Origin of the sequence: Acidisoma sp. (assembly GCF_965199065.1) — a bacterium.
Taxonomy (GTDB): Bacteria; Pseudomonadota; Alphaproteobacteria; order Acetobacterales; family Acetobacteraceae; genus Acidisoma.
In genome coordinates, this window is record NZ_CBDAQN010000003.1 from 1369453 (window position 1) to 1396089 (window position 26637).

Here is a 26637-nt window from a genome sequence, read left to right on the forward strand (position 1 = left end):
GAACCCCGCCGGCCTCGGGGAATATGGTCGCAGTTTGCGGTCACAACCAAAGGCTTGGCATGCTTACGATTGACTATTCCACCCCCTATCGATCGGCTCGGTCTCCGGTCTTCGGGCGCGATGCGATCGCCACTTCACATCCGCTGGCCTCGCAGGCGGGCATGGCCATGCTGCTGCGCGGAGGCAACGCCGTGGATGCCGCGGTCGCGGCCGCCATCGCGCTGACGGTCGTCGAACCGAGCGGCTGCGGCATCGGCAGCGACGCCTTCGCCATCCTCTGGGACGGCCACGACCTGCATGGGCTGAACTCGTCCGGGCGCTCGCCGGCCGCCTGGACGCCTGAGCGCTTCGCCGGTCGGTCTGTGATGCCGGAACGCGGCTGGGATTCCGTCACGGTGCCAGGCGCGGTCGCGGGCTGGGTCGCTCTCAACCGTCGCTTCGGGCAATTGCCCCTGGCCGAGGTTGCGGCCCCGGCGATCCGCTTTGCGCGCGAGGGCTTCGCCGTCACGCCTATAGTCGCCGCCCTTTGGGCGCGTGCCGCCGGACTTCTGCGCGACCAGCCGGGCTTTGCCGAATGCTTCATGCCGGACGGCCGGGCGCCTCGAGCCGGCGAGACCTTCTCGTGCCCCGCGATGGCGGACACGCTCGAGAGCATTGTGCTTTCGGACGGGGCCTCCTTCTACCACGGAGACCTCGCGGCGCGGATCGCCGAGCATGCCGCACGCCACAACGGGGCGATGACGACAGAGGATCTCGGCGCGCATCAGGCCGACTGGGTCGGCACCCTGTCGGTGCCTTACGCGGGATGCGTCGTCCACGAGTTGCCGCCGAACGGGCAAGGCATCGCGACGCTCATCGGGCTCGGCATCCTGGAGCGACTGGGGCCCGATCATCATCCCGTCGATGATGTGGAGACCGTGCATCGGGCCATCGAGGCGACGAAGCTGGGAATGGCCGATCTCGAGCATGTCGGTGATCCGGCGACCATGGATGTCTCCGCTGGGAGCCTGCTGGGCAGCGCCTACCTCGCCCGGCGGACGGCGCTTGTCGATCCGGCGCGGGCGGGCGATCCGGGTCATGGCGCTCCGGGCCCTGGCGGCACCGTCTGCCTGGCCGCGGCCGACCGCGCCGGCCGGATGATTTCCTTCATCCAGTCCAACTACATGGGCTTCGGGTCGGGCGTGGTCGTGCCGGGCACCGGCATCAGCCTGCAGAACCGCGGTGCGGGCTTCACGCTGAGTCCGGGGCATCCGAACGCTGTCGGCCCTCAAAAACGTCCGTTCCACACGATCATTCCCGGCTTTGCCATGACGCCGGACCGACGGCCGCTCATGGCCTTCGGGCTCATGGGCGGCCCGATGCAGGCCCAGGGACATCTGCAACTGGCGCTGCGCATCCTGGCCCATGGGCAGAACCCGCAGGCAGCCGCGGACGCGCCGCGTTGGCGGATACTCTCGGGCCGGCGGATCGCCGTAGAACCAGAGATGGATGCGGCGCTCGTCGCGGCGCTACGGCTGCGTGGTCATGAGGTCGTCGTGGAAAAGCCCGAAGCCCATTTTGCATTCGGGGGCGCGCAGATCATCCTGCGCCAGCCGGACGGTGGATATGTGGCAGGGTCCGACCCCCGTAAGGACGGACAAGCGCTCGGGTGGTAAGATAGCTGTCGCGGCGCGGCGCCCGCAGCCGCGCAAATGCTCGCTCATCACTAATCCATATCCATCCGGTTTCGCACCGTTCCCTTTGAATAAGTGTTCTGCTATCTGTTCGATACGGTCCCGTCTGTCGTGATAGGAAAGCGGAACTTTTATATATGCAGTCCTTTTAACGAAGCATGTCTTGTTCCACGAATTGTTTTGATAGGCGTCACCATATCGTGCGCTCGAAACGATACGCTATGTGCTTGATTACGTGCTCGCGCTCGGACTGGCGGATTGTCATGATGGATGACCCAAACTGGCCGTTCAAGCGCGGCAACCATTATCGGCGGGTGATCGGTCTTCGCACTCTAGAAAGAAGCGGGGTTATCGGCTAAATGTTTTCGATTGTCCCAAAAGCCTAGTGGAGCAGTGGTCGATTGCACGTTTGATCGATAGCAGTGAAGGTGTTGCCGTGGCGCGGCAGGAGCAGGATCATGAGTGAGGGCGCAAGCGTGCAACGTTACGATGAGGTCGGGCACCTCTCGCCGATAGACGCCCTTGTTCTGGACGTGTTGCGCCACAGCCTTACAACCTGCCTCACGTCTGATTAACGGCATGGCTGAAAAGGAAACAAACTCCTACGAGACGACGCACCTGATGTGGCGGGGTATTGGCGGCATCTCCAGGTTGGCAAGAAAGTTGTACGCGCTGGCGCGGCGTTCGCGGAAAGATGCGCCTGGCGACTGGGAAATGGCTCTGAACCGTTTCGCAGCAGCCATCGCGGTCGGCTTGTTCAACGTTCTCTGGCTGAGCCGGCATATCCAGGATCCGCATGGCCTGCTCATCGCGCAAGCAATAAATCTTCTTTTAGGATTTGTCGTTTTAGCTCATTGCATCGCTGCGCCCCGCCGCTTCCTCATGCGGCGCGTTGCTGCGATGGCGCTCGATTTCGCGGCTGCGTTTTATGAACTCCACATTGGTGGAGCAAATACTGCCTGGCTCTATCCAATCTACCTTTGGGTGATTTTCGGCAACGGCTTCCGCTTTGGCGAGACGTTTCTTATCATGGCGACGGGCATCAGTGCCGTCTCATTCTCGCTCGCTGTTCTCGTAACGCCATTTTGGCGCGCTCAGCTGCCGCTTTCCGTAGGCTTGCTGGTCGGCATGATCATCGTGCCGCTGTACTCCATCACACTCATACGCAAGCTATCGGACGCGCGGCGCCGGGCGGAGGTCGCCAGCCAAGCCAAGTCTCTGTTCCTGGCAAGCGTCAGCCACGAGCTGCGGACCCCGCTCAATGCGATCGTCGGCACGGCAGCCCTGCTTGAAGCGGCCGTTGAGGACAACGAACAGCAGGAGATGACCAGGACCGTCATGGGCGCCGCCCGCGCCTTGCTGTCGCTGATCGACGGCATTCTGGACCTCTCGCGCATCGAGGCCGGCAAGATGCCGGTGGTCGCCAACGATTTTGACCTGGCTGACCTGCTTGGGCAGACGCAGCGGATGATGGCCACCCAGGCGCAGGCGAAGGACCTCTTCCTAACGTTGCACGTGTCATCCCGGACGCCGTTGCGGCTCAACGGGGACGATAGAAGGCTGCGCGAGATACTGCTCAACCTTTGCTCCAACGCGCTCAAGTTCACCCAGGATGGCGGCGTCACGATTTCGGTCGACAAAACAAACGCGAGCGACTCAACAAGTCGCTTGCGTTTTGAGGTGGCCGACACCGGCATCGGTATTGAACGAGAGGCGTTGGGCAGGATCTTTGAAACTTTTGAGCAGGCAAATCCGAAGATCCTCGACAACTACGGCGGCACAGGCTTGGGGCTTGCCATTACCAGAAGGCTTGTTCTTTTGCTGAACGGCGAAATCGGCGTTGACAGCGTCGTGGGAAAGGGAAGCACTTTCTGGTTTGAACTCGACTTCCCTTCCGGGCGGATGCCCGTCGCGCAGATCGAACGCTTTGCAGGGTTGCAAGCAATCCTCGTGTCGCGCAACCCGAGAGCCGTATCGGCCCTCGTCGCTCGGCTATCCGACTGGCGCCTGGCGATCCGGGCCGCGACAAAAGCCGAAGCCACGGCTCTCGACACGATTTACGACGCTGAGCAGGCACTCGGGGTCTTATGCCTGCAACCAAAGGCGTCTGCGCGCCCGGCGAACCTGGATTCGATGCTCGTGGAGTTGGTGGCGACACCGAGCCTCGGCTTACCGCGAAGCCGCGGCAACCGGCGCTTCATGTCGGAGCTGTCGCCACCTTTTTCGGACGAGGATTTGATGACCGTGCTCTCGATCGCGCTGGCAACTACTCCGGTTCCGGCGCCTGTCGCTCCGGAGGTCATAAAAGCATCCCTGCAAAATCCGGGTCTGAGAATCCTGGTTGCCGACGACAACCGGATGAACCAGCTCGTCATGACCAAGATCCTCCAGAAGGCCGGTCATAAGGTTAGCGTCGTGGGCGATGGCGGGGCCGCCCTCGACGCGATGACCGACGAGGAGTTCGACGTGGCAATCATGGACGTGAACATGCCGGTCATGGATGGAGTGGCCGTCGTCCAGAACTTCCGTTTCGGTGCGATAGCGGATGAGAGGCTGCCCATTCTTGGTCTGACGGCGGATGCCAGCCCGGAGACGCGCAAACGGTGCCTGGACGCCGGGATGGATGCGAGCATCACCAAGCCCATAGAGCCAGCGGCTCTTCTCTCCGAGATTGACGAGGTCGTATCGCGGATACGTCCGAGGCGCCCGAAGCCCGTCAGCCTGCCCTCCCGGGTTACGGCGATCAGCTCGCATCCCCGGTTCACCGAGGTCGCCAGCCCCTCCTTTGACCGGAAGATGATCAACCACCTAAACGACCTCGCCGGGCCCGAGTTTGTCCAAGAGGTGATCGACAACTACCTGATCGAAGCGCGCGAAAGCCTCGAGGCCCTGCAGCAGGCCTATGAGGCGGCCGATGTAGAAGGCTTCAGGTTTTCGGCGCACGCGCTGCGGAGCGGCGCCGCCAACCTCGGCATCATCAGGTTGTCTGACATTTGCCGCGAGCTGGAGTTGATCTCCGGCCACGACCTGCGGGGAGCCGGCCTCGCGCATCTGAGGCGTCTGTCCACGGAGCTGGCCGTCGTCGAGGAAGCGTTGATGCACTGGGAATCTGAGGGCATGGCCAAGCCATGAGAGCAGTAGCTCCCATGACTTTGCCTGCGCTCGGCGGGCGATCGCGAACGTGCTGCGCACTGCTTTATTCGGCCGCAATGGCCATTGCCGCGGCAAGCCGGCGCTGACGAGAACGATCCTGCGCGGAGGAGATCTTAGCCATCCTCCGAAGATCCTGCTCGGAAAGCCGAAGCGCCGTCTCAACCCAGATGTCGACGACGTCCTTAAGCTCCTGCAAGGTAACGGGGTTCACGCGGCGGCGCACCTGATACATTGCCGAGTGCGCGCTGTGGCGGAGACGGTTCTTGGCGATGTAGCCTTTAACTGCTTCAACACCGGCATCCTGATCCACAAGGATGTCCACCACGCCCAGCCTATGCAGTTCTTCGGCAGTATAGATATTGCCGCTATGGATCATTTCTTCGGTCTTCGCGACGCCGATCCGTCGTGCCAGAAAGCTGTAGGCGCCCATCCCCGGGAACAAGTTGAACAGCACTTCCGGAAACCCAAACTTGGCTTGCCGCTCGGCAACGATCAGATCGCAGGTCAAAGCCAACTCGAAACCACCCCCGAGGGCGTCACCCTGGATCAGAGCAATCGTGATCAAGCGCTGCCCATACCCCATGTAGTTGACGTAGCACGATTCGTTGCACTGATACCCGTAGGCACGGAGGGCGTCGGCGTCACCTTCCTCGATCTTCTTGCGGAAAAGGTCTAGATCTCCGCCGAGGCTAAACGTCCCCGAGGTTCTTGAGCCGACAACGAGATAGTCGAGCGGTCTCTCCGTCTGAGACGCGAACAGCTGAGAAATCTGCGCCTGCACCCCGACGAGGCTTCTGAGGAGCTTCGGCGTGAAGCTCGGGCGCTCAGACTGCTGCATGAACACCCAGTAGGCACGGTCCTCGTTCGTAATATAGGTTTCCAGCTCCTCGAACTGGTTCTGGCGGACGATCTCGGCCGCATCAAACTTGTTTTCGTTGAGCACCTTCTGGGTTGTTGCAACGCTGCGGAGGCCATAAGCCTCGGCCTTGGCGGCATCGTTCTGCGCGCCAAGCTCGGAGCTGTCAGCGGAGATACGAATGGTGTAGGTCATGTAACTCTCCAATCTCGTTGATGAATAGCCCGTCATACCGAATGAAGTCTGACTTCGGTCATCATAGCGCCCCATTGACGCATTGGGCACATCCTCAGTGTAAGCGGTGATGCCCAAGCTGCCATAGGGTTATTGACCAAAGGGTGTTGATATCCTGATGACGCCTTTCGCCCGGCGCTCAGCCCATGAGTTGTCATTCGACAACTCGAATGGTTTCGCGTTTTGTTACAATTGGGGAGGCGCCGTCGGTCTCGTCAGGATGCGGGCATTGACGGCGCTCGCGACCGGGTGCCCTGAACAGGTGAAGCCATGGCCGAAGACGCCGATCTTGTCGCTCTGCGCCAGGCAGGACTGGTAGATCGGCTCCGAGATGGCCTCCGATGCTTTAGCGTGACGGCACTGTCTGAAAACGGCGGCCAAGGGGAAGGACCCACATGAGCAAGATCCGCATCGCGCACTTGGCAGGCCCGACGGCCACCATTCAAAACACGCCGCCCCTCGTAACCTCCGACAAGGCCCGGCGTCGCCACGGTCTCGAGCCCATGGATGGCACGGGCGATGGCCAATCATCCTTCGACGCGTTGCGTCCTCAGCGTCTCGCGGCCCCGGTGAAGGTCTATGTCGAGCAGTTTTCCGCCCACCCGCTCGAGGCGGATGCCGCCGAGCTTTATGGACCACCGGACGGCTATATCGGAGCGGACAGCGTCTTCAGCCCGGAGCGCCGCGACCCGGCGGACCGCCCCGTGTACGAGATCGAGCTCTCGCCCGCGGACGGCCTTTATCCGCTGCCCTATGTCGCCATGCAGAAGGATGGCACGCCTTGGGAGGAGGAATGCACCGCCCCCGGCAGCAAGAACTACCGGCAAGGCTTCTTCCCCGACGGCTCCCGCAGCTTTGAGGAGATCGATCGGCTCTCGGTCGGCGCTGACGGCAAGGTCAATCTGATACGAGGTCGCGCCGATGTTGATTTCTACCGTGTGGCGCCTCCGGGCGGCTACACCAAGGGCCTGGAGGATGACAGGTCTCCTGAGCGGCTGGGATGGGATTTCTTTACCTACAAGCCGTTCCATCTGGCCAAGGCGCCGCCGCGGCCCATGCTCGCCAAGATCACCAACGACGTCCAGGCGATCCTCTCCTCAGGCCGTTACGACGGAGCCATCTGGACGCAGGGAAGTCCGCAGGTGGAGGAGATCGCGTATTGGTTCAACCTGCTGATCGACACGCATCTGCCGATCGCCTGCAACGCGGCGCAACGCCCGCAGGGCCAGATCAGCAACGACGGACCCGCCAACATCGTGGACGCGGTGACTTACATCGAGTCTCGCATCTGGGCCGACGCCGACGGACGCAACCGCGCCGGCACCGTCGTGATCCAGGAACAGCAATTCTTCGCAGCACGTGAAGTTGCCAAGGTGGACGCACGTCCGGGCGGCTATGTGGCGACCGGAGGCCATGGCGGCATTCTCGGCCAGGTCACGCATGCTGGCGTGCCCTATTTGATGTACGTCCCCGCCTATCGCCACACCGCCGCCTCCGACGTCAACGTCACCAAGCTCCCCGAGAGCGTTCTCGCGGCCAGGATGACAAGCAGCGGCGTCGAGACGGTCACCGTCCGGATCAAGGGAGCGGACGGAGCGATCCTGCCGGACGCGATACCTTCGGTTTCCATCGTGAAGGATGGTGGCTTCGCCGCCGAGACATTTGGCGACGACCCTGCCCCTGAAGCCGATCTCGACTTTCTCATCCGTCACAGGATGGGCAGCGGGCGGCTCGCGGGGTTCGTGGTCGAAGGTCTCGTGCCCTACGGCTCGGCGACCTCGGAGCTACGCGCCGCCATGCTGCGGAGCGCGAGCTTCTGCGGTGCGCCGGTGGTCCGCGTGGGCCGGGGCTCGCCGGAAGGTTTTGCCGATCGTGACCCACGCACCATTGCCGGCAGCAATCTGACAGCGACCAAGGCGCGCATGCTGCTGATGGCCTGCCTCATGAAGTTCGGCAGCCTGCCGATTGCTGCCGATCCCAAGGCACCGACCTCCGCCGAGATCGATGCTCATGAGGCGGCCGTTGCGCGGTATCAGCAGGTGTTCGACACCCACTAGACCGCGAGGGATAGCGTCTACGCGGCGATCGTTGCCGGCCGGCGCTCGCGCCAAGTGAAGGACTTGGCCGAGGGACATGCCAGCGCCTGGCCAGTGAGTGCTCGCCCTCGGGTTTGCAAGCTGAGGCGTCAGCAGCCTCGCATCAGGCAGCTTCTTGTCGAAAGCGCCCCAACCCAAATGCAGAGAGCGATGTGTCGAGACCGGTGTTGCCGGCAATTCCTTGCGCTATGCACTCGCCCAGCGCCGCTGAATGCTTGAAGCCGTGACCCGAACAGGCGGAGGCGAGAACCACTCCGGGTATCTCTGGCAACGCATCGATCAGGAACCCGGAATCCGGCGTGACCGTGTAGAGGCAAGCGGAGGCTTTCGCCGCCTGTGCTTCAACGTCACGAAGCCGTCCACGGACATGGCGGTCGAACATCGCCGTGGATTCAATCGGCGCGACGTGCCGGTCGACGGCATCGGGTGTTGTCGTCAGCGCGTAGCGTTCGCTTGCGACCTTGATGCCGGCGCTTCCGGCCAGTTTCGGAAATCCGTAGAAGTAGTCTTCCTCGGACGTGCCATGCATCCAAAGGTAAACCGGACAGCGTTCGGGCGCATAGGCCTCGCTATCGGTCGGAAACCAGTGCAAGACCTGCCGGAACACGCGGAGCAACGGCGTATAGGCTGATCCGAGCAGAGCCGGCAGCCACGGTCCCGCAGCCATGACGACGCGATCCGCCATAAACCGGCCCTGCGTTGTTGTCACCTCGATGCCGGTGCCTGACCGCTGCACCGACAGGACGGCCTCTCCAAAGCGGAGTGTCGCGCCGAGACGCCGGGCGCCGTCCAGCTGAGCGGCGACGCAAAGTTCAGGGAAAACCATCCCCGCCTCGGGTTCGTAGTAGGCGCGTTCCTGGCCGCTCAGTCCGAGCTGCGGAAAGCGATATCCGATCTCCTCGGCTCCCAAAACCTCATGAGCAATTCCATGCCGCTCGGCCACAGCGATCGTCCGTTCCAGGAACGCGGCCTTGCCGTGGTGCGGCGTGTCATCCTTATCTCCGATGATGAGCCCTCCGACCTGGTTCAGCAGCGCGCTGCCCGTTTCGCGTTCCAGTTCACGCCATATCGCGTGCGAACGCCGGACGAGCGGCGCGTAGCTGTCCCCTTCCCCCACCGCCAGACGCGTGATGCGGCTTTCCCCGTGACTCGATCCACGATCGTGGGGAGGCGTGAAGCGGTCGATACCGATCGCCCGGATGCCCAGCCTTGCAAGCTGATACAGTGTTGCGCTGCCAATCGCGCCGAGGCCGATGACAACCACCGTGGCGGATTCAGATCCGATGCCGCTCAAACGGATACAGGCTCCCGCCAGCCCTGCAGGCTCGCCCAATCCGGTTCCAGCCCACGGAAACGGGACAGAGAGAAACTGGACAGATCGGCAAAGCGGCAATGGCCTTGGGTTATCATCTCGGCGATGGCGTGGCCGGTTGCGGGCGACAGTCCGAAGCCAATGCTGGACAAACTGGCCACAATCATATTCCCGGGCGTCTCCGGACGGTCGATCACCGGCCGCCCGTCGGGAGTATTCTCGATCACGCCGGCCCAGCTGCGGATGATCTTCGCGTGAGCGGCATGGGGAAAAAGCCGGGCCAGCCGGCCGGCGATATTGCACATCAGCGGCGTGCTTGCCGGCGTGCCGGCTACTGCGTCTTCATCGATCCATTCATGCGGGCCGCCGCCATAGGCGAGATTGCCGCGCAGCGTCTGCCGGCCATAGAGGCCGTTGCCGTCGACACCGCCCAGAGGCATCAGGGGCAGCGGCTCCGTCACCAGCATCTCAGCCCGTGCCGGCACCATCGGCACGGAGACATCGACCATGGCAGCGAGCCGCTGCGTCGCCGGACCGGCGGCCAGCACGACCTGATCGCACCCGATCTCGCCGCGATCCGTCAGCACCGCGATGATACGGCCGCCCGCACGGCGAAAACCGGCCACCCGCGTCTCCTGCAGCACACGACCGCCATGATCCTGCATCGCCCAGGCATAGGCCTGCACGGTTCGATGCGGATTGGCGTGGCCGCCGAAGTCATAGAAGTAGCCGCCGACGGCTTCCTCGCCGACCAGCGGCACCATCTCGCGCAGCTGTTTTGCATCGAGCAGCGTGGAGCCGAAGCCCTGATGCGCCGCATTGCGCACCGCGCGTCCGTAGAGTTCCAGCTGCCGCTCATCGAAGGCGATACGGATGCGCTTGGGCTGAAACTCGGTCGGATAGCCCAGTAGCGCGTCCATCTGCGGCCACAGCCGCTGCTCCTCGACAAAAAGCGGGCTGAAATGGTGGGAGCAGCCACCGCCGTTGCGACCGGAAGCGCCCCAGCCGACCAATCCTTGGTCGATCACCAGCACATCCACGCCGCTTCGCGCCAACCACCAGCCGGTGCTGAGGCCTGTGGCGCCGGCGCCGATGATGACGACGGAAGCGCCCTTGGGGCTGTCGATATCGCTCATTCGCTTGCCACTTCGTCATCGCGCGGCCGGCCGGCCGCCGTGTATTGCGCCGGCACCTCCCAGAAGGGAACGTATTGGGCAGGCATGCCGAACCAGGTGTCCCAGTGCCGCGCCATGGCCGCTGACTCCACACTGGTCGTGGCGGCCAGGCTCATCGGCATCGGCCGCACGGGCGCCCGGTGCGAAGCCGGCGCCACACCGCCATAGGGCAGCCCCGACGCGAGGGCCAGCAGCGCCGCGACCTGTTCCCGGCAGCGCCTCCCCTGGCAGGTGCCCATGCCCGCACGCGTCAGGCGCTTGACCTGATCGGGGTGCGGCCTGTCGCCCAGCAGACTACGCAAATCCCGCGCGTTGCGGCGTGCCGCCACCGCGCCGTCACCGCTCGCCGCCATATCCTGATTCAGGTAGCGGGGCGGTCGCAACTCGAGGATTTCGCGCGCGGTCACCTCCTCGCACTGGCAGACATAGGTGGTGTCGCCGGCATCCAAGACTGCGGCACGGACCCAGGCTAGCCGATCCTCCCCCAGATTTCCGTCCGGTATCACGGCCACAGGAGCCACCAAAGCCGAGATTGCCCGTCGTCCTTCCGCGGCAGCGATCGCGGGATCAAGCGTCTTGCCCGGCCAGATGCCGGCACAGTCCCCCGCCGCATAGATGCCGGGTTTACTCGTCGCCTGCGCCGCGTCCAGCACCGGCACGATCCCGCCACGCGCCGCGTCAAAGACCACCCGGCAACCGGCAGCATCGAGCAGTTCCACGACCGGCACGTGACCCACGCCCAGCAGCACACCGTCGCAGGCAATCCGCGTCTCCAGGCCACCGACGCTGCGGCCCTCCGCGTCGACCGGCGCGAGTGTCAGCGCGTCGACCGTTTCAGCGCCCTCTGCCCGGCGCGGCGCATGGCCGAACAGACACTGCGCGCCTCCTGCCTCCAACTCAGCCACGAGGCTTGCCGGTCCGAGCGGCACGGCGCCGGGATCGACGATGGCCGCGATCACCACCCCTTTTGCCTGCAGCATGAGCGCCGCCTGCAACGTCTCGGCGCTGGTACCGAGCACGACGACCCGTCGCGGCCGCAGCGCGTCATAGAGGGTAGCAAGGCGCAACGCGGCGCCGATCCCCATCACGCCCTCCTTCTCCCACCCCTGGAAGGCGAGACCCATGTCGCGGCGACCGGCCGCCACCACGATCCGCTCGGCGCCGACCATCCAGGACCGCGTCTCATCCATGAGCCCCGCCACCGGACCCGGCAGCCAGCCGACATCGGCGCCAGGTGCATAGAGACCCCAGCACGCCGTGCCGAGACGCACATCCACACCGGCCTCGAAGGCCTCCGCAAGCCCTGGCATGGCCGAGACCACCGCTTCCAGCATGGCATTGCGGTTGCGGACTGCCCCCGTCATGCCGCCGCCGAAATGCAGGGGAAGGCTCTCACCCATCGTCGCGGCGCTGATGGGATTTTCGTCGACTAGAATGACGGATCGCCCGTCGGATGCCGCCTGCAGCGCCGCGGCAAGACCCGCCGGCCCGGCGCCGATGACGAGGACATCGGTTCGCTCGGCCAAAGGCAGCTCGTTGCCGGCGATGGATTTGGGATCAGGCTCGAATGGCATGGCGCGGGGCGGCCTCCATCGTTGAGTTCCGCTTGCCGATCAGGCGGAGAGTCCGCAGCGCATCGGACCGCGGCGTGCGGCCGAAACGGCTACGATACGCATGGGCGAAATGACTGGCATTGGCGAAGCCGGTTGCTACCGCGATCTCGACCATCGACATCTCGGTCTGGTGGAGGAGCGTGCGGGCATGCTCCAATCTTAGCTTCAGTTGAAAGGCGTTCGGGGTCGCGCCCAGATACGCCTGGAACAAGCGCTCCAACTGGCGCAGCGACACCCCGGCAACGGCGGCCAGTTCCGATCCGCTCGCAGGCTGGTCCAGATGCGCCTCCATATGCGCGAGCGCACGAAGAACGGCGGCGTTCCGAACGCCGAAGCGCACAACCGGCGCCATGCGCTGCGGATGTTCCCCGCCACGAACCTCGGTCTGGAGAAACCAGTCATTGACGGCAAGCGCAAGGACACTGCCGTGATCCTGCGCGAGAACCGCATGCATCATATCGAGCGGCGCCGCGCCGCCGGAGCAGGTCAGCCGGTTGCGATCGATCTCAAAGAGGCTGCGCCGCAGGTCCAGAGCTGGGAACTCTTCCTGGAAGCCCGGCGCCAGCTCCCAGTGCAAGGTAAAACGATACCCGTTCAGCAGGCCGGCCCGCGCGAGCAGATAGGTGCCTGCCGATACGCTGCCCATGCGCGTACCTTGCCGTGCGAGCATGGCGAGCCGCCTCTCCGTGTCGGCATCGTGAAGTCCCGTCACCGAGGCACCTGCGCAGACGATCAGAAGGTCGAGCGAAGCCGCCATCTGCCAGTCGAGATCGGGTGCGATGCTGATGCCGTTGGACGCCTGCGCCGGCAGGCCGAAAGGCGTCAGATGATGCCAGCTGTAGAGCGCGCGGTCGGCCAGGACATTGGCCGCCCGCAACGGTTCGATCGCCGAAGCATAGGGCAGCAACGGGAAGCCCGGCATCAGCAGGAAGCCGATGCGCGTCGGCCGCTCCGAGGGTGGGAAGATGGCGCTTATGACGCTACCCTTTCGCGTCCCACGCCCAGCTGCCTGGGCGACAGTTTGCCGCAATACCAATCGACAAACTTCAGAACGCCCGCCTCCAGGCTCGGGGAATAGGGGCCGGCCCGGTAGCCGGAGGACCGCACGCCCGCCTGGTTACGCTCGACCAGGGCCTTGTCCTGATCATTGGTGACCCTCCAGACCTTGGTCAGCTTCTCGATCGTATAGTCGACCCCCTCGACCGCATCCGCGTCGACCAGCCATTTCGTGGTGACCATTGTCTCCTCGGGGCCGATCGGCAGCATGCGAACCAGCACCGTGTAGTCATTCAGACAGTGATTGAAGGTAGAGGGATAATGAACCCAGCGCAGGGAGCCGTAGGCATCCGCGGGCGACTGCCCTAAGGGCCGCGAGACCGCCGGGCTGCCATCCATGGTGATCGACTGCGCGCTTCCGGTGAAGGGAAGGCGCGCCGCGCGGTAATCCGGCCCCTCCGCGACGCTGGCAGTGAAGCCCGCCCTGTCCCATTTATCCCAATAACCCCGGATCAGCGCGTTCTGTTCCGGATTTGCAAAATCATAAATGTCGAGGAACGTAATCATCAACTCGCTATGGCCTGTCGCGCAGTGGTAGCATTCGCGCGAGTTTTCCATGACCATCTTCCAGTTGCCGTGTTCGATGAGGTTGTCCTCATAGGCAAGCTTGGCATTCTCAAGCCCATGCGGCGCCAGTTGCGTCGTCATTGCTTCCTGGAAGGGCGCGAAGTCGGGCGGCTCCTCGGCGAGGCAGACGTAGATCGTGCCGCCAGCAGTTCTCAGATGAACGGGAAGAAGCGGAAATTCCTCCGGCTTGAAATCCTCGGGCATGTATTTGGCATGGGCAAGAGTGCCGTCGAGCCGATAGGTCCAGCGATGATACGGGCAGATGAGAGCGGGGGTATGTCCGTGTGACGCTTCGCACAGCTTGAAGCCGCGATGCCGGCAGGTGTTGTGGAAGGCACGCAACTCTCCCTGCCGATCGCGCAGGACAATGATCGGGGTGGGACCGATCATCGCCGTCATGAAATTGCCCGGCTTGGGGATCTCGCAGCTGGCGCCGATGAAGATCCACTCGCGCTCGAAGATGACCGCCAGATCCATCGCGTAGATGTCGGGGTCCGTGTAGAAATTGCCTGGCAGGCCATAGCCGGGCCGCCGCTGCGCCAGGAGGCTGCGCACGTGCTCGGAGGTCATCCGTGCGGGGATGAGGGAGGTTTCCGAAGAAAACGCGTTCATGCCGTCTAATCCTTGGGCTTCCTCACATGCGGTGCATGCGCCGGCTACCGACGCAATCTGCCGCACAGGATAGAGGCGTGCTGTCGTCAAGGCGACATCATATGTCCGAAAGTCGACATGTCTGCCTCAAATGACGGCACCGCTTGTAAGGCGAGCGGGGCTCAACCTGGCGGATGGTGCTCTATCCAGTGCCGGGCGATCGCGTCTCGCCCTGTGAGCCAGACGCCCTCATGCCGTTGGATATGGTCGAGAAGCCGGGCCAGCCCCGCGATGCGGCCGGGGCGTCCGATGATGCGGCTGTGCAGCCCCACAGACATCATGCGCGGTCGCCCTTCCCTCCCCTGCCGGTAGAGCCAATCGAACGCGTCCCTGCAATAGGTGAAGAAGTCGTTGCTCGTTGCGAAGTCCCCGCCCCGCGTCATGCGCGCATCGTTATTGTCGAGCGAGTACGGCACAATCAGATGCGGTTTGCCGCTGACCTCGGTCCAATAGGGAAGGTCATCGTTATAGGCGTCGCAATCAAACAGGAAGCCGCCATGCTCGACCACCAGCCGGCGCGTATTGGCGCTCGGACGCCCGGTATACCAGCCGATCGGGGCGCGCCCGATAATCGTTGTGATTGCCTCGGCATTGCGGGCGATCTCCGCCCGTTCCACCTCCTCCGGCACGCCATGATAGTCGATCCAGCGATAGCCGTGACAGACGACATCGAAGCCACTCGCTTTGATTTCGGCCGCGGCGGCCGGGTTGCGCTCCAACGCCATGCCGACCGCATAGATCGTCGCCTGACAGCCTCTGTCGCGCAGCAGCTGCATGATCGTCCAGAAGCCAGCGCGGCTGCCATATTCGAAGGTCGACTCGACATTGAGGTCGCGCCCACCCTGCAGCGGCGTGGTGACGCCGGCATCCGTCAGCGCATACTCCGCGTGGCGATCGCCGTGCAGCAGGCTGTATTCGCCACCTTCCTCCACATTCAGAACGATGGACACCGCGATCCTGGCGTCGTTTGGCCAAGCTGGGTCCGGTGGCTGGCCGCCATAGCCGATCAGGTCACGCGGATAGCTCGCTTCGCCGGGCGCCATTATTCGATCCTCGCCAGTCAGCTAAGCGACGGCTGCGCTGCAAGATGATTTCAGGAGCCGCGTGAGCAGCATGACCGCGGCATCGAAGTCATCGAGCGCCATCGCCTCATCCGGATTGTGGCTGCCATTGGCATTGCGGATGAAGATCATCGCGCTTGGAATTTTCATCTGGGCGAAGATCGCCGCATCATGCCCGGCGCCACTGGCCATTTCATACGGATGGTCGGAGAGGTTCAGAAGCGTTTGGCGCAGCCGCGCGTCCATCATGGCGGGAGGAGAATAGCTGGTCGCCCCGAGATCAAAGCGGACACGGAACTGCTCTTCGAACCGCTCCGCGGCAACGCGCGCCTCGCTCGCCGCCGCTTCCATGACGGCATCGGCGGTGCTGCGGATGTCCAGCACAAAGCGCGTTTCACCCGCGACCTTGCTCGGCCCATGCATCGCAGCGTCGGTGAAGAACTCGCCGCTCGTCAGCACCAGATCGTCACCTCGCGCCTCGATGCGCGCCCAGTACTCGTTCATGTGGTGCAACAGGGCGACGGTGGCGGCCACGGCATCCTGGCGATGCCGGCGCGGCACGGCGCCCGAATGCGCGTACGCGCCCACGCAACGCGCGTTGCGGAAGCGCAGACAACCGCGGATACCGGTGACAACGGCGACCGGAAGACCCTCGCCGATAAGCTCCGGCCCCTGCTCGATATGCACCTCCAGATAAGCCCGAACGCTGACGGGATCGAGCAAGCGGCGGCGCTCCCGGATGGCGCCGGCATCGAAGCCGCCTGCCGTCATCGTATCGGCGAGGCTGCGCTGCGTATCAAATCGCCGAACCTCAAGACATTTGGGATCAAGCAGCCCGAAAGCGCCGGCACTACCAAGATAAGGCACATCGAACCACGCCGATTCCTCCCCCCGGATGCCCATCACCGCAATATCCCAAGGCGGCACGACGTTGTCCGCACGCAAGCGGGCGATGGCACAAAGCCCGGCGACAACGCCTGCAGCACCGTCGAAATTCCCGCCCTGCGGCACGCTATCGAGATGTGAGCCGATCACGATGCGCGGCTGCGTGCGATCATGGCCCGGCATCGTCATCGTCAGGTTGCCGATCGCGTCGACGGCGCATTCAAGACCCAGCGTTTCCGCCGACTGACGAATGATGTCGTGCGCCGCCTGCTCTCCAGCCCCGTAGGTATCGCGCTGGATGCCGCGCCCCTGTCGCGTCGCCTGATCAAGCGCGAGGAACAGTTTTGCTGCGAGGTCGCTCGTTGGCATACTTCCGTTGGAAATAAGAAATTCCTCTGCCAGCCGATTGAGACGTGCCGAAAGATGCTGCGGACTCAATGACCGTAACACAGAACAGGGAAGCCGCACGAATGTCCAGATTACTCGAAGGCAAGGTCGCCGCCGTGACCGGCGCCAGCTCCGGCATCGGCCGCGCCATCGCGCTCAGCTTTGCGGCGGAAGGCGCCCGTGTCGCCTTGTCGGACATCACGACCGAACCGAAGGAGGGCGGCGAGCAGACGCTCGATCTCGTTCGTCAGGCGGGCGGCGACGGGATGTATACGCGGGTCGATGTGTCGCTTTGGGCGGACGTCGATGCCTGGATCGGCGATATCGTCCGAGAGTTCGGCCGTCTCGACGTCATCGTCAACAATGCGGCGACATACTCGGGCACGGCGCTTGTCGAGACGACCTCGGCCCAGTGGGAGGAGGTGATGGGTGTCAATATGACGGGCATGTTCAACGGCTGCAAACGCGCGGTGCAGCAGATGCTCACGCAAGAACCGGTGGCAGAGTCGCGCGGGCGGATCATCAACCTCGGTTCGCAGCAGGGGATCGTCACCTCGCCGCGCGATACCGCCTATGGTGTCAGCAAGGCGGGCGCCATTTATATCACCCGGCAGATCGCGGTTGACTACGCAAAGGACCTGATCATCTGCAATTCCATCTCTCCGGGCAAAGTGGTCACAGGCAAACCCGGCCTGCCGATGGACCCGGCCCTGATGGAGAATGCCCGGCGCCGCACCCCGTGGCCGCGTCTCGGCCGGCCGCAGGATATCGCGAACGCCGCCGTATTCCTGGCCAGCGACCGCGCCACCTTCATCACGGGCAGCAATCTGGTCGTCGACGGCGGCTGGCTCGCCGGCTGACGCGGCGGCCGTGTTTGACTACTTCACGAGCCTCGGCGCTCCAACATCGGCCCCGGACGGATCGAGCCCATAAGATTTCAGGAAGCCTGCGATCCTGCCGTCCGTGTGCATCGTCATGATATCGGCATCCATCGCAGCCCCGAGCGAGGCATTGGCCTTCGTATAGGGAAAGCCCGATTGCGCGGCCTGGATGGATGCCTGGACTCGCGGATCCGGCTCGGCCACCTTGATGATGATCCCCCGGTAGCCGCCGCGCTTCTGCGCGTATGCTCCCGTGCCGTAGCTATCGACGCCGATCTCAATGCGTCCGGCCTCGAGATCCTGCGCGAGCGCGACCGGATTGGGGTAAAGCCTTAGGTTGGAGCCCAGCAGTTTCTGAAGTTCGGCCACCCAGAGGAAGCCGGAGACCGTGCCGACCTGCTTGCCCATCATCGACGCGACAGTCGACACGCCATCCTTCGAATAGATGCCCATCTGGTCGAGATAGGTCGGCGCCGACAGGCCCAGCACCTGCGCTCGGGCGGCAGTGCGATACCAGTCGCCCGCGGCCACGTCGGCCTTGCCTGCCAGCACATACTGGATCGTGGCCGCCGGATCGACGACGACCGGCGTCAGCGTCAGGCATTCCGCTGTGGCGACGCCTTGCAGGATGTCGCCGTCGACGCCGCTGATCTGTGCACCGCCGGTCACCGCGAAGGGCGGATACTCGTAGATGGCGACGGTCAGCTTACCGGGACTGACGGTCGATGCGATCGTGTGGGCCGGGGTGCAGGCCTCTGCGGCGGCGCTGCCGAGCAGAGACGCGATGGCTGTGCCGGCGAGGATGGTCAGGCGGAGACGACGTTGCATCTGCGGTCCTTGATCGGTTGAAGGTGAGACAGAGACTCAGGCCGCATGCCTGCCGAGCCGCCGCTCGAGCCACGAGACGCAGATCGTGGCCGGAATGCAGACGACGGCGAACATGAGCGCGGCAAGCAGGAAGATCGGCATGTAATGGAACGTGTTCGATCCGACCATGTAGGCCTGGCTGACGACCTCGGGCAGCGCTATCGTGAAACAGAGAGACGTGGCCTGCAGCATCAGGATCGAAAAGCCGAGCAGCGCGGGAAACGCGACGCGCAGGCCCTGCGGCAGGATGACGTACCAGAGCGTATCGGCCTGATTGAGACCGGCGGCGAGGGCCGCCTCGCGTTGCCCATGCGGCACCGCCTCGATCCCCGCGCGAATGATCTCGCTGGTGTAGGCGCCGGTGGTCCAGGCGAGCGCCAGGCTCGCCGCGGTGAAGGAGGACAGGGTCAGGCCTGCGCTCGGCAACCCGAAATAGGCGAACTGAAGCAGGATGAGCGCCGGCGCTCCCCGCCCGATCTCGACCACGGCCAGTGAAATCCAATGCACGACGGCTCCCGCCGACCTGACGCCGAGCGCCAGCAGGAGGCCGAGAGGCAAGCCGAGCGCGAGGCAGACCGCCGTCACCTTGAGACTGAGCACGAAGCCCGTCAGCAGTGTCGGGAACCAGGTCCCCCAGAAGGCCAGAAGCGTGCTCACACCGCCACCCGGGCGCGCAGACGCCGGTCGGTCCAGCGTGCCGTCCAGGCGATCGGCAGGCTGATGAGGACATAGAGCAGCCCGGCGGCAGCATACACATCGAGGCCGCGAAACGTCTCCTGCGACACATGATAGGCGTGGAAGGCGATCTCGTGCACGCCGATGGCCGAGGCGACGGCCGTGTCCTTGAGCAGGCCGATGCCGTAGGTCGTGGCGGACGGCAGGGCGATGCGCATCAACTGCGGCGCCACCACGTCGATGAAGCGATGTCGCGCCGAGAGGCTGAGGGCGGCCGCGGCCTCCCACTGCCCAATATGGATCGCGGAGAGCGCGCCCCGGTAGATCTCCGCCATGTTGGCGGCGGTGATGAGCCCGAGGCCAATCGCCGCCGAGGAGAAGGGGTCGAGCTGGAGATACCCGAAGCCGATGCCGAAAAAGATGATGAACAGCCAGACGATCGGCGGGATCGCGCGAAAGATCAGGATGACGGCGGTCGCCATGAAACGGATGACGCCGAACCTCGAAAGCCGGAGGGCGCAGAGCGGCAGCCCGAGCAGAGCCCCGATGGCGAAGGCCGCCAGCGTCAGCGCGATCGTCAGCGGAACGCCGACGAGGATGGCCGCCACGTCGTGGCCGATCATCGGTCCTTGACCGCGTTCAGGAAGCGCAGGGCGCGGGCGTTCTGCGGGTTGCGCATCACGGTTTCGCTCGGCCCCTCCTCGATGATCCGTCCGTCGGCCATGACCACCACGCGGTTCGAGACGCTCTCGGCGAAATGCATCTCGTGGGTGACGACGATCATGGTCATGCCGCCTTCCGCCAGCTCGCGCATCACGGCCAGAACTTCGAGGCCAAGCTCGGGATCGAGCGCGGAGGTCGGCTCGTCGAACAGCATCAGCTGCGGCTCGAGAGCGAGCGCGCGCGCGATCGCGATGCGTTGCTGCTGACCGCCGGAGCATCGGGACGGATATTGCTGCGCCTTGTCCTCGAGCCCCACGCGGCGCAGCAGCTTCATGGCGACCGCCTCGGCCTCCTGCCGGCTGCGCCCCATCGTGCGCTCCTGCGCGAGGCAGACATTCCGCAGCACCGTCAGATGCGGGAACAGGTTGAAGGACTGGAACACCATGCCGACGGCCCGGCGCAATTGCAGCAGATCCCTGCGCGACGGCGGTCGCCCAGCCTCGATCGTCACGCCGGCAAGCGTCACCCGCCCGCTCGTCGGTGGTTCAAGCTGGTTGATGCAGCGGAGCAGAGTGCTTTTGCCGGATCCGCTCGGTCCGATGATCGCCATCACCTCGCCGCTATGCAGAGTGAGGTCGATGTCCAACAGAACGTCGTGTGTGCCGAACCGTTTATGCACCGCATCGAGTTGCAGAAGCGGGCCGCCGAGCCGGACCCTTGCTCCGGTGGCGACCATCTCGAAGTCGCCGCCCTCTTGCAGTTCAGTGACCGCCACCCAGAAGTTCCTCACATTCGTCAGGCAGTCTCCATCGGAAGCCGCCGACGATCAACAAGGTTGATGCCGGAACAATGCGGAAACCGGCGCGCAGGTTGGCTTCAGTGACCAAGTTGTGGACGACTGGCTAGATTTCGGGCAACTCCGGCAAGTCAACGTGGCCGTCCGTCCGCGGCCGATGCCTCGTCATCCGATACCGGCTTCTGCACATCCCGGGCCCACAGCCGTTCGAAGGCCCAGACCTCCTCGAAGCCGATCAACGAGTTGAAGGCCTTGAATGAGAAAAGCGGAATGGATGGGGCGTCGCTCGTGCCAAGCCGCTTGAACTCGATGAGCGCGGTCTGCACGGCGTGCGCCGCCGCCAGGCCCGTCATCGACGGATAGATCGCAAGCCGGTAGCCGAGCGCCGCCAGCGCCTCGCCCGAGCGAATGGGCGTCTTGCCGCCATCCGCCATGTTCGCCATCAGCGGCTTGCCGATCCGGGCGCCAGCCGCCCGCATCTCGTCCTCACTTTCCAGCGCCTCGAGAAAAACGATGTCCGCGCCTGCCTCGCCATAGGCGACGGCGCGCCTTACCGCCCCTTCGAAACCCTCGCTCTGGCGCGCATCAGTGCGCGCGATGATCAGCGTCTCCACGGGATCGCGCCGCGCCTGGCAGGCGACCTTGACCTTCTCGATCATGTCGATCATCGGCACGATGCGCTTGAAGGGCGTGTGGCCGCACTTCTTCGGGAATTCCTGGTCCTCGATCTGGATTGCCTTCACGCCCGCGTCCTCATAGCCGCGCACGGTGTGATGCACGTTGAGGAGGCCACCGTAGCCGGTATCGGCGTCGGCGATGACGCTGGCGTTGACCGTGCGCACCAGCGTCGCGACGCGGTCGAGCATCTGGCTGTACGTGGCAATCCCCGCGTCGGGCAGGCCATAGGCAGAGGCCGTCATCCAATATCCGGTGCCGTAGACGAAGTCGAACCCGACCTCGTTGCTGATGACGGCCGCGATCATGTCGTGGATGCCGGGCGCCATGATGAACTCGCCGGCATCGAGTGCGGCGCGAAGACTGCGCTTTGCCATCACAAGGCTCCTTCACCTGGGGTTCGAGCACCAGCCATTCGATGGGCTAAAGGCTGCTGCCCCGCCAGACGACGCGCCCCACGAACCGCACTTCCGCGGCGATGTCCGGCCCGATCGTTTCAGGCTGGTAGCGGATGTTGTCGCTTATCAGGATGAGGCTGCCATCGAACTTCCGCTGCACCCGTTTGACGAGGCGCTCGTCCCTGACCTCGATGACATAGATACCGAAGTTGCGGACGGTTTGGTCGGTCGTATCGACCAGCAGGAGATCGCCGTTGCCGATCTGAGGCTCCATGGAGTCGCCGACGGCGGTCTCGAGGATGATGTCCTCAGGGTCGCGGTTGAAGGTCGAACGCAGCCAGTCGTGCCGAAACCCGATGAACTCCGTAGCGCTGCTGGCGCTGTGCTGTCCGCTCCCTGCCGCCGCGGCTTCCGCGACCTTCGGCAGCAGGTGAAAGCTTGCACGGTCCGGGCCGGCGCCACCGGGGCTGCGCGCACGGGCGTCCAACCCGACCAGATCGGGCTCAGGCCCCTCACCCTGAGCCAGCCAGGCCACACTTACGCCGGCGGTGCCGGCCAGCGCCACGAGACGGTCGCGGCTGGGCTCCGCCTCGCCCTTCAGCCACTTGCGAAAGGCCGAGGGGGAAACGCCGGTCGCCCGCGCCAGCCGATCCGCACTTGGCCATTGTGCGACGACAAGCCGGAGGCGCGCGACAAATCCGGCCTGTTCGGCACCGGCAAGTGTCGGGCTCGGCCTCTTCTTAACCGGCACTGGCGTATGCACCGGAGCACACTCCGACTGATGCCGAACACTTTTCGAACGTTTCGATGCACATTCCCGCAGTCGAAGAACGCACTCTAAGATTTATCTTGAACACGTCTTTCTGCTCCCACGACTTCCGCTCAACCCGTTACCCACTAAAGCCGCCTTCCCATTGATGTGTTGGCTGGCTTGAAGAAGCGGGGCAAGTCTTTTCGTCACTTTGAAGGATGATTGGCTAAAACGCCACGGATGTCGAAGGCCCTAAAGCGCTTCAGGCGCGCTAGAGGCCAAGGCAGAGGCGGCTTCACGCTTGCTGATAGAGGGCCGGCGCCCATCGGCGGTCACATCAGTTCGAGACGTTCGTCTGGCTATAGCCGAGATACTGCCAGTCGAAGATCTCCTGACATTTCTCACGATCCAGTTCCGCAAGCGGGTTCTTCAGCACGAACCGGGACGCCACCACCCGCGCATTCGACCGGCGAGACAATGCGCGGATCACATCGACGGTATCGATGAGCTTGAGGATGAACGCAGGCATCTGAGGGCAGTCAAAATCGACATCCGCCTTGAAGATGATCGCGGCGCGGGGGATCGAAGTCCCCGATTGTTCTTCCAGCACGCAGGCGACGAAGCTTCCCGCCATCGGCGGCGTTTCCAGCGGCTGCGACATGATTTGCGGGCTAGGGCGAGAGGGGTGCGGAAATGTCGAGTAAGCAACTATCATCAAGTGCGCGGCGTCGCGCAGCTTCGTTTTGTCGCGCTGCCTGTTGATGCGGTCGATGTTGATTGGATCTGGGGCCGCACGTCCCGGCCGCTTTGCCTGCCTGAAACCCTGCCGGCAGCTCATTGCTTATATGCACCGTTTATTTGCAAGCTGAGCAGTCCGATCGAACCGTTGGCGATGCAGGCAAGCAGAGACTGCCGTGTAAATGTCGAGAAGGAACGCGTGCGCACCGTTTCGCGAAGGTCGCCCACCCATGAGTATGATCGGCATAGGGGGATACATCGACTTGAACTCCTGGGCCAAGTGCAGGCCATCCACTTCGGGCTTGTTGACGCCACTGATCGCAAGGTCTGGCTCGGTTCGATCTAAGATCGAACCGACCGCCTCGCGGCCCGGCGCAGTCTGTATCCCTGAAGTCACTCAATCCTCGAGAAACTCCGCCACGACGGAGCGGACGAGTTCGTCATCGTCCACCACGAGAACTGTGGTCTGGCGAGCTTGAGGCTCATATGCCTTTGGCACCCAGGCAGGCATCATCAGGCCTTTCCGCGACGGCGTTGATGAGACTTGCTATCCGCTAAACCTTTCGCGTCGCTAGCCCCATTTGGGGATGTCCGGTTCAAGCTTCCGTCGTGCTTCGCAGCCGGGGTTTGGAAAGAGCTTTGACTGGTAACACGAGAAACTTTTGAGAAGCGCGACTGTCGTCCCTGCTGGGAAGAGCGCTTAAAAGTGTCTTATCGGGAACGTTCTTCGCTGTGCGCTGCACTGCGAAGGCACTATAGCACCACCGTTTCCAAAGATCACGTTTTTGTGAGGGCTAGCCCGGTCATTAATGCTTGGCTGGGGGGCGGCGGGCGGCGGGCGAACCCGAGAGGACCGTCCGACCGGGTGGCGGCACCCGATCGGACGGTGTCGCAGCCCTACGCAGAGGGCGGTGTCGTCGTGCCGTCGATACGGCGCCACAGCCGCCACGGGTTGGCATCCGAAACCGCCTCGGGCAGCAGCGCGGCCGCGAGGTTCTGGTAACAGACCGGTCGCAGGAACCGCCGGATGGCGAGCGTGCCGACGGAGGTCGTGCGTGCATCCGAGGTTGCCGGGAACGGCCCGCCATGAACCATCGCATGGCTGACCTCCACGCCGGTCGGCCACCCGTTGACCAGAATGCGCCCTGCCTTCGTTTCGAGCACGGGGAGCAGGCGGGCGACGAGAGCCTCATCGGCCGCGGTCATGTGGATCGTGATGGTGAGCTGGCCCTCGAGCGTACGCAGCAGCGGCTCCAGCGCCTCCCACCCGGAGTGGCGCACGAGCAAGCCCGCGGCGCCGAAAACCTCCTCGGCCAGATGCGGAGTGTGTTCGAACGTCTCCGCATCGGTTGCGAACAGGACAGCGCCCGCCTTGCCATCCGCTGTCAGGCCAGCACCCAGCCGTTCGATGCCCTGAGTTTTCTCAAGGCGCGCGACGCCCTTCTGGTAGGCGGCCAGAATTCCCTTATGGAGCATGACGCCGGCCGCGGCGTCGCCCATCGCCGCACCGGCGGCTTCGACGAAGGCATCGAGGCCGGGGCCCGGCACCGCCAGAAGCAGCCCCGGATTGGTGCAGAACTGGCCGGCGCCCATAGTGAGCGAGCCGACGAAGGCGCGCCCGAGTTCCGCTCCACGCTCGGCCAAAGCACCCGGCATCAGGAGGACGGGGTTGATGCTGCTCATCTCGGCATAGACGGGGACAGGTTCCGGCCGGGCAGCCGCGATCTTCGACAGCGCCAGCCCACCGCCGCGCGACCCGGTGAACCCCACGGCCTTGATCCGCGGATCGGCGACCAGCGCGCCGCCAAGCTTGTCGCCGACGCCGAACAGGAGCGAGAACACGCCCTCGGGCAGGCCGCTTTCGGCGACCGCCGCCTGAACGGCGCGACCGACCATCTCGGACGTGCCGGGATGCGCCGGATGGCCTTTGACCACCACCGGACAGCCCGCCGCGAGTGCCGAGGCGGTGTCGCCACCCGCGACCGAGAAGGCCAGCGGGAAGTTGCTCGCACCGAACACGGCGACCGGGCCGAGCGGGATCATGCGCAGACGCAGGTCGGGGCGCGGCAGCGGCTTGCGGTCGGGCAGCGCCGGATCGATCCGCGCCTCCTGCCAGCCGCCTTCCCGCACTTCGGACGCGAACAGCTTGAGCTGACCCACGGTCCGCCCGCGCTCGCCCTCGATCCTGGCGCGAGGCAGGCCGGTTTCGGCGCAGGCGCGATCGGTCAGAGCATCGCCGAGCGCGTTGATTTTATCGGCGGCAAGCTCCAGGAACCGTGCCCGGACCTCAGGCGTCGTGGCGCGGTAGGGGTCGAAGGCGGCCTCGGCGAGCGCGCAGGCGCGATCGACATCGGCCTCGGTGGCGCCGCCGTAGCGCGGCTCCAACGCCGCTCCGGTGGCGGCGTCATAGCCCGTGAAGGCCTGGTCGTCGCCGCGCTTGGCGGTCGCGCCGATCAGCAGTTCACCGGTCAGGTCCATCGTCTTTCTCCGTTATTGGCAGCGGTCATTTGCCCCAGCGCAGGACGAGGGGGTCCAACCGGCGGGCGACATCCATCAGCCCGGCCCGCGTCTCGGGTGAGAGCGGCATGATGGGATGACGTGGGGCTTCGCAAGCGATCACGCCACCCTCCTGCATCAGCGCCTTGCAGGCGAGCAGCCCGCACTGGCGGTTCTCGTAGTTGATGAGCGGCAGCCACTGGTTGTAGCGCTCCACCGCCGCTTCACGGTTGCCGGCGAGATAATCGTGGACGATCGGCTTGATCCCATCCGCGTAGCCGCCCCCGGTCATGGAGCCGGTCGCCCCTGCATCGAGATCCGCCAGCAGGGTGATTGCCTCCTCACCGTCCCACGGGCCTTCGACAGCGTCGCCCGCCAGCCGGATGAGGTCGCGCAGCTTCTGCGCGGCGCCCGCCGTCTCGATCTTGAAGTAGGCGACCTGCTCGATCTCGGTCGCCATGCGGGCCAGGAAGGGCGCCGACAGCGGCGTCCCGGCGGCCGGCGCGTCCTGGATCATGATCGGGATGTCGATGGCGTCCGACACCCGCTGGAAGAAGCCGTGAATGCCGAGTTCCGGCACCCGGAACGTCGCCCCGTGGTAGGGCGGCATGATCATCACCATCGCCGCCCCCTGGTCCTGCGCCCGGCGGCTGCGCTCGGCGCAGACATGCGAACTGTAGTGGGTCGTCGTCACGATCACCGGCACCCGGCCGGCGACGTGCCTGAGGATGGCGGTCGTCAGCGTCTCGCGCTCCTCGTCCGAGAGCACGAACTGCTCGGAGAAGTTGGCGAGGATGCAGAGCCCGTCGGAGCCCGCATCGATCATGAAGTCGACCGCCCGCAACTGGCTCGGCAGATCCAGCGCGCCCTGTTCGTCGAAGGTCGTCGGCACGACCGGAAAGATGCCTTTGTAGCGGCGATTGACGTCAGTCATCCCTGTCGCTCCTTGGTGTTGTTTCCGCGCGCGGCCGCCCCGCC

General features: G+C 64.4%; 22 protein-coding genes. 5 read left to right on the forward strand and 17 right to left on the reverse strand.

Translation table 11 applies throughout. The annotated features are described in order from the left end of the window. Positions 1-59: 59 nt before the first annotated feature. Positions 60-1655 (forward strand): gamma-glutamyltransferase family protein, encoded by a 1596-nt coding sequence (locus ACOEQ1_RS14475; RefSeq protein ID WP_419759944.1) that lies wholly within the window; start codon positions 60-62, stop codon positions 1653-1655. A 597-nt stretch (positions 1656-2252) separates the two neighbouring features. Further along, positions 2253-4805, forward strand: a complete 2553-nt coding sequence (locus tag ACOEQ1_RS14480) for an ATP-binding protein (RefSeq protein ID WP_419759945.1) — start codon at positions 2253-2255, stop codon at positions 4803-4805. 64 nt (positions 4806-4869) lie between these two features. Here the strand turns inward: ACOEQ1_RS14480 and ACOEQ1_RS14485 are convergent, their stop codons facing one another. Then, a complete protein-coding gene (locus tag ACOEQ1_RS14485) occupies positions 4870-5877 on the reverse strand; it encodes a crotonase/enoyl-CoA hydratase family protein (RefSeq protein ID WP_419759946.1) in 1008 nt (335 codons plus the stop codon). 434 nt (positions 5878-6311) lie between these two features. On the opposite strand from ACOEQ1_RS14485, the gene ACOEQ1_RS14490 reads away from it, so the two are divergent. Then, on the forward strand, positions 6312-7973 hold the full coding sequence (locus tag ACOEQ1_RS14490) for an asparaginase domain-containing protein (RefSeq protein ID WP_419759947.1): 1662 nt from the start codon (positions 6312-6314) through the stop codon (positions 7971-7973). Between the two features lie 142 nt (positions 7974-8115). Here ACOEQ1_RS14490 and solA read toward each other — a convergent pair whose 3' ends face one another. The 7 genes from solA to ACOEQ1_RS14525 form a co-directional block, all read right to left on the reverse strand. Further along, positions 8116-9306, reverse strand: a complete 1191-nt coding sequence (gene solA / locus ACOEQ1_RS14495) for an N-methyl-L-tryptophan oxidase (protein WP_419759948.1) — start codon at positions 9304-9306, stop codon at positions 8116-8118. Next, positions 9303-10460, reverse strand: coding sequence for an NAD(P)/FAD-dependent oxidoreductase (locus tag ACOEQ1_RS14500; RefSeq protein WP_419759949.1), 1158 nt, complete (start codon positions 10458-10460; stop codon positions 9303-9305). Before ACOEQ1_RS14500 ends, solA begins: the two co-directional genes overlap by 4 nt. Then, a complete protein-coding gene (locus ACOEQ1_RS14505) occupies positions 10457-12073 on the reverse strand; it encodes an NAD(P)/FAD-dependent oxidoreductase (protein WP_419759950.1) in 1617 nt (538 codons plus the stop codon). The genes ACOEQ1_RS14500 and ACOEQ1_RS14505 overlap by 4 nt, the downstream gene beginning before the upstream one ends. After that, positions 12057-13148 carry a GlxA family transcriptional regulator gene (locus ACOEQ1_RS14510; RefSeq protein WP_419759951.1) on the reverse strand — a complete coding sequence of 364 codons (1092 nt, stop codon included), beginning with the start codon at positions 13146-13148 and terminating at the stop codon, positions 12057-12059. The genes ACOEQ1_RS14505 and ACOEQ1_RS14510 overlap by 17 nt, the downstream gene beginning before the upstream one ends. Next, on the reverse strand, positions 13085-14347 hold the full coding sequence (locus tag ACOEQ1_RS14515) for an aromatic ring-hydroxylating oxygenase subunit alpha (protein ID WP_419759952.1): 1263 nt from the start codon (positions 14345-14347) through the stop codon (positions 13085-13087). Before ACOEQ1_RS14515 ends, ACOEQ1_RS14510 begins: the two co-directional genes overlap by 64 nt. Positions 14348-14508: 161 nt before the next feature. Further along, the gene (locus tag ACOEQ1_RS14520; RefSeq protein WP_419759953.1) at positions 14509-15429 is read right to left on the reverse strand and encodes a polysaccharide deacetylase family protein; all 921 of its coding nucleotides are present in this window, start codon (positions 15427-15429) and stop codon (positions 14509-14511) included. 21 nt (positions 15430-15450) lie between these two features. Then, positions 15451-16701, reverse strand: a complete 1251-nt coding sequence (locus ACOEQ1_RS14525) for a hydantoinase/carbamoylase family amidase (protein WP_419759954.1) — start codon at positions 16699-16701, stop codon at positions 15451-15453. 101 nt (positions 16702-16802) lie between these two features. Here ACOEQ1_RS14525 and ACOEQ1_RS14530 point away from each other — a divergent pair, with 101 nt between their 5' ends. Beyond that, positions 16803-17579: an SDR family NAD(P)-dependent oxidoreductase gene (locus tag ACOEQ1_RS14530; RefSeq protein ID WP_419759955.1), complete on the forward strand. Its 777-nt coding sequence runs from the start codon at positions 16803-16805 to the stop codon at positions 17577-17579. A gap of 18 nt (positions 17580-17597) precedes the next feature. Here the strand turns inward: ACOEQ1_RS14530 and ACOEQ1_RS14535 are convergent, their stop codons facing one another. The 7 genes from ACOEQ1_RS14535 to ACOEQ1_RS14565 all read right to left on the reverse strand — a co-directional run bounded on the left by ACOEQ1_RS14535 (position 17598) and on the right by ACOEQ1_RS14565 (position 23086). Then, a complete protein-coding gene (locus ACOEQ1_RS14535) occupies positions 17598-18428 on the reverse strand; it encodes a substrate-binding periplasmic protein (RefSeq protein WP_419759956.1) in 831 nt (276 codons plus the stop codon). Positions 18429-18464: 36 nt separating this feature from the next. Next, positions 18465-19124, reverse strand: a complete 660-nt coding sequence (locus ACOEQ1_RS14540; protein WP_419759957.1) for an amino acid ABC transporter permease — start codon at positions 19122-19124, stop codon at positions 18465-18467. Beyond that, the gene (locus ACOEQ1_RS14545) at positions 19121-19765 is read right to left on the reverse strand and encodes an amino acid ABC transporter permease (protein WP_419759958.1); all 645 of its coding nucleotides are present in this window, start codon (positions 19763-19765) and stop codon (positions 19121-19123) included. Before ACOEQ1_RS14545 ends, ACOEQ1_RS14540 begins: the two co-directional genes overlap by 4 nt. After that, positions 19762-20541 (reverse strand): amino acid ABC transporter ATP-binding protein, encoded by a 780-nt coding sequence (locus tag ACOEQ1_RS14550; RefSeq protein ID WP_419760704.1) that lies wholly within the window; start codon positions 20539-20541, stop codon positions 19762-19764. Before ACOEQ1_RS14550 ends, ACOEQ1_RS14545 begins: the two co-directional genes overlap by 4 nt. A 191-nt stretch (positions 20542-20732) precedes the next feature. Then, positions 20733-21653 (reverse strand): isocitrate lyase/PEP mutase family protein, encoded by a 921-nt coding sequence (locus tag ACOEQ1_RS14555; protein WP_419759959.1) that lies wholly within the window; start codon positions 21651-21653, stop codon positions 20733-20735. Between the two features lie 46 nt (positions 21654-21699). Continuing rightward, the gene (locus ACOEQ1_RS14560) at positions 21700-22437 is read right to left on the reverse strand and encodes an XRE family transcriptional regulator (protein ID WP_419759960.1); all 738 of its coding nucleotides are present in this window, start codon (positions 22435-22437) and stop codon (positions 21700-21702) included. 325 nt (positions 22438-22762) lie between these two features. Next, positions 22763-23086, reverse strand: coding sequence for a hypothetical protein (locus tag ACOEQ1_RS14565; RefSeq protein WP_419759961.1), 324 nt, complete (start codon positions 23084-23086; stop codon positions 22763-22765). Positions 23087-23143: 57 nt separating this feature from the next. On the opposite strand from ACOEQ1_RS14565, the gene ACOEQ1_RS14570 reads away from it, so the two are divergent. Further along, entirely contained in the window at positions 23144-23509 is a 366-nt protein-coding gene (locus ACOEQ1_RS14570; protein WP_419759962.1) for a hypothetical protein, read from the forward strand. A 551-nt stretch (positions 23510-24060) separates the two neighbouring features. On the opposite strand, the gene ACOEQ1_RS14575 is transcribed toward ACOEQ1_RS14570, so the two are convergent. Beyond that, a complete protein-coding gene (locus ACOEQ1_RS14575) occupies positions 24061-25641 on the reverse strand; it encodes an aldehyde dehydrogenase (NADP(+)) (protein ID WP_419759963.1) in 1581 nt (526 codons plus the stop codon). Between the two features lie 25 nt (positions 25642-25666). After that, a complete protein-coding gene (locus ACOEQ1_RS14580; protein WP_419759964.1) occupies positions 25667-26593 on the reverse strand; it encodes a dihydrodipicolinate synthase family protein in 927 nt (308 codons plus the stop codon). Positions 26594-26637 lie beyond the last annotated feature (44 nt).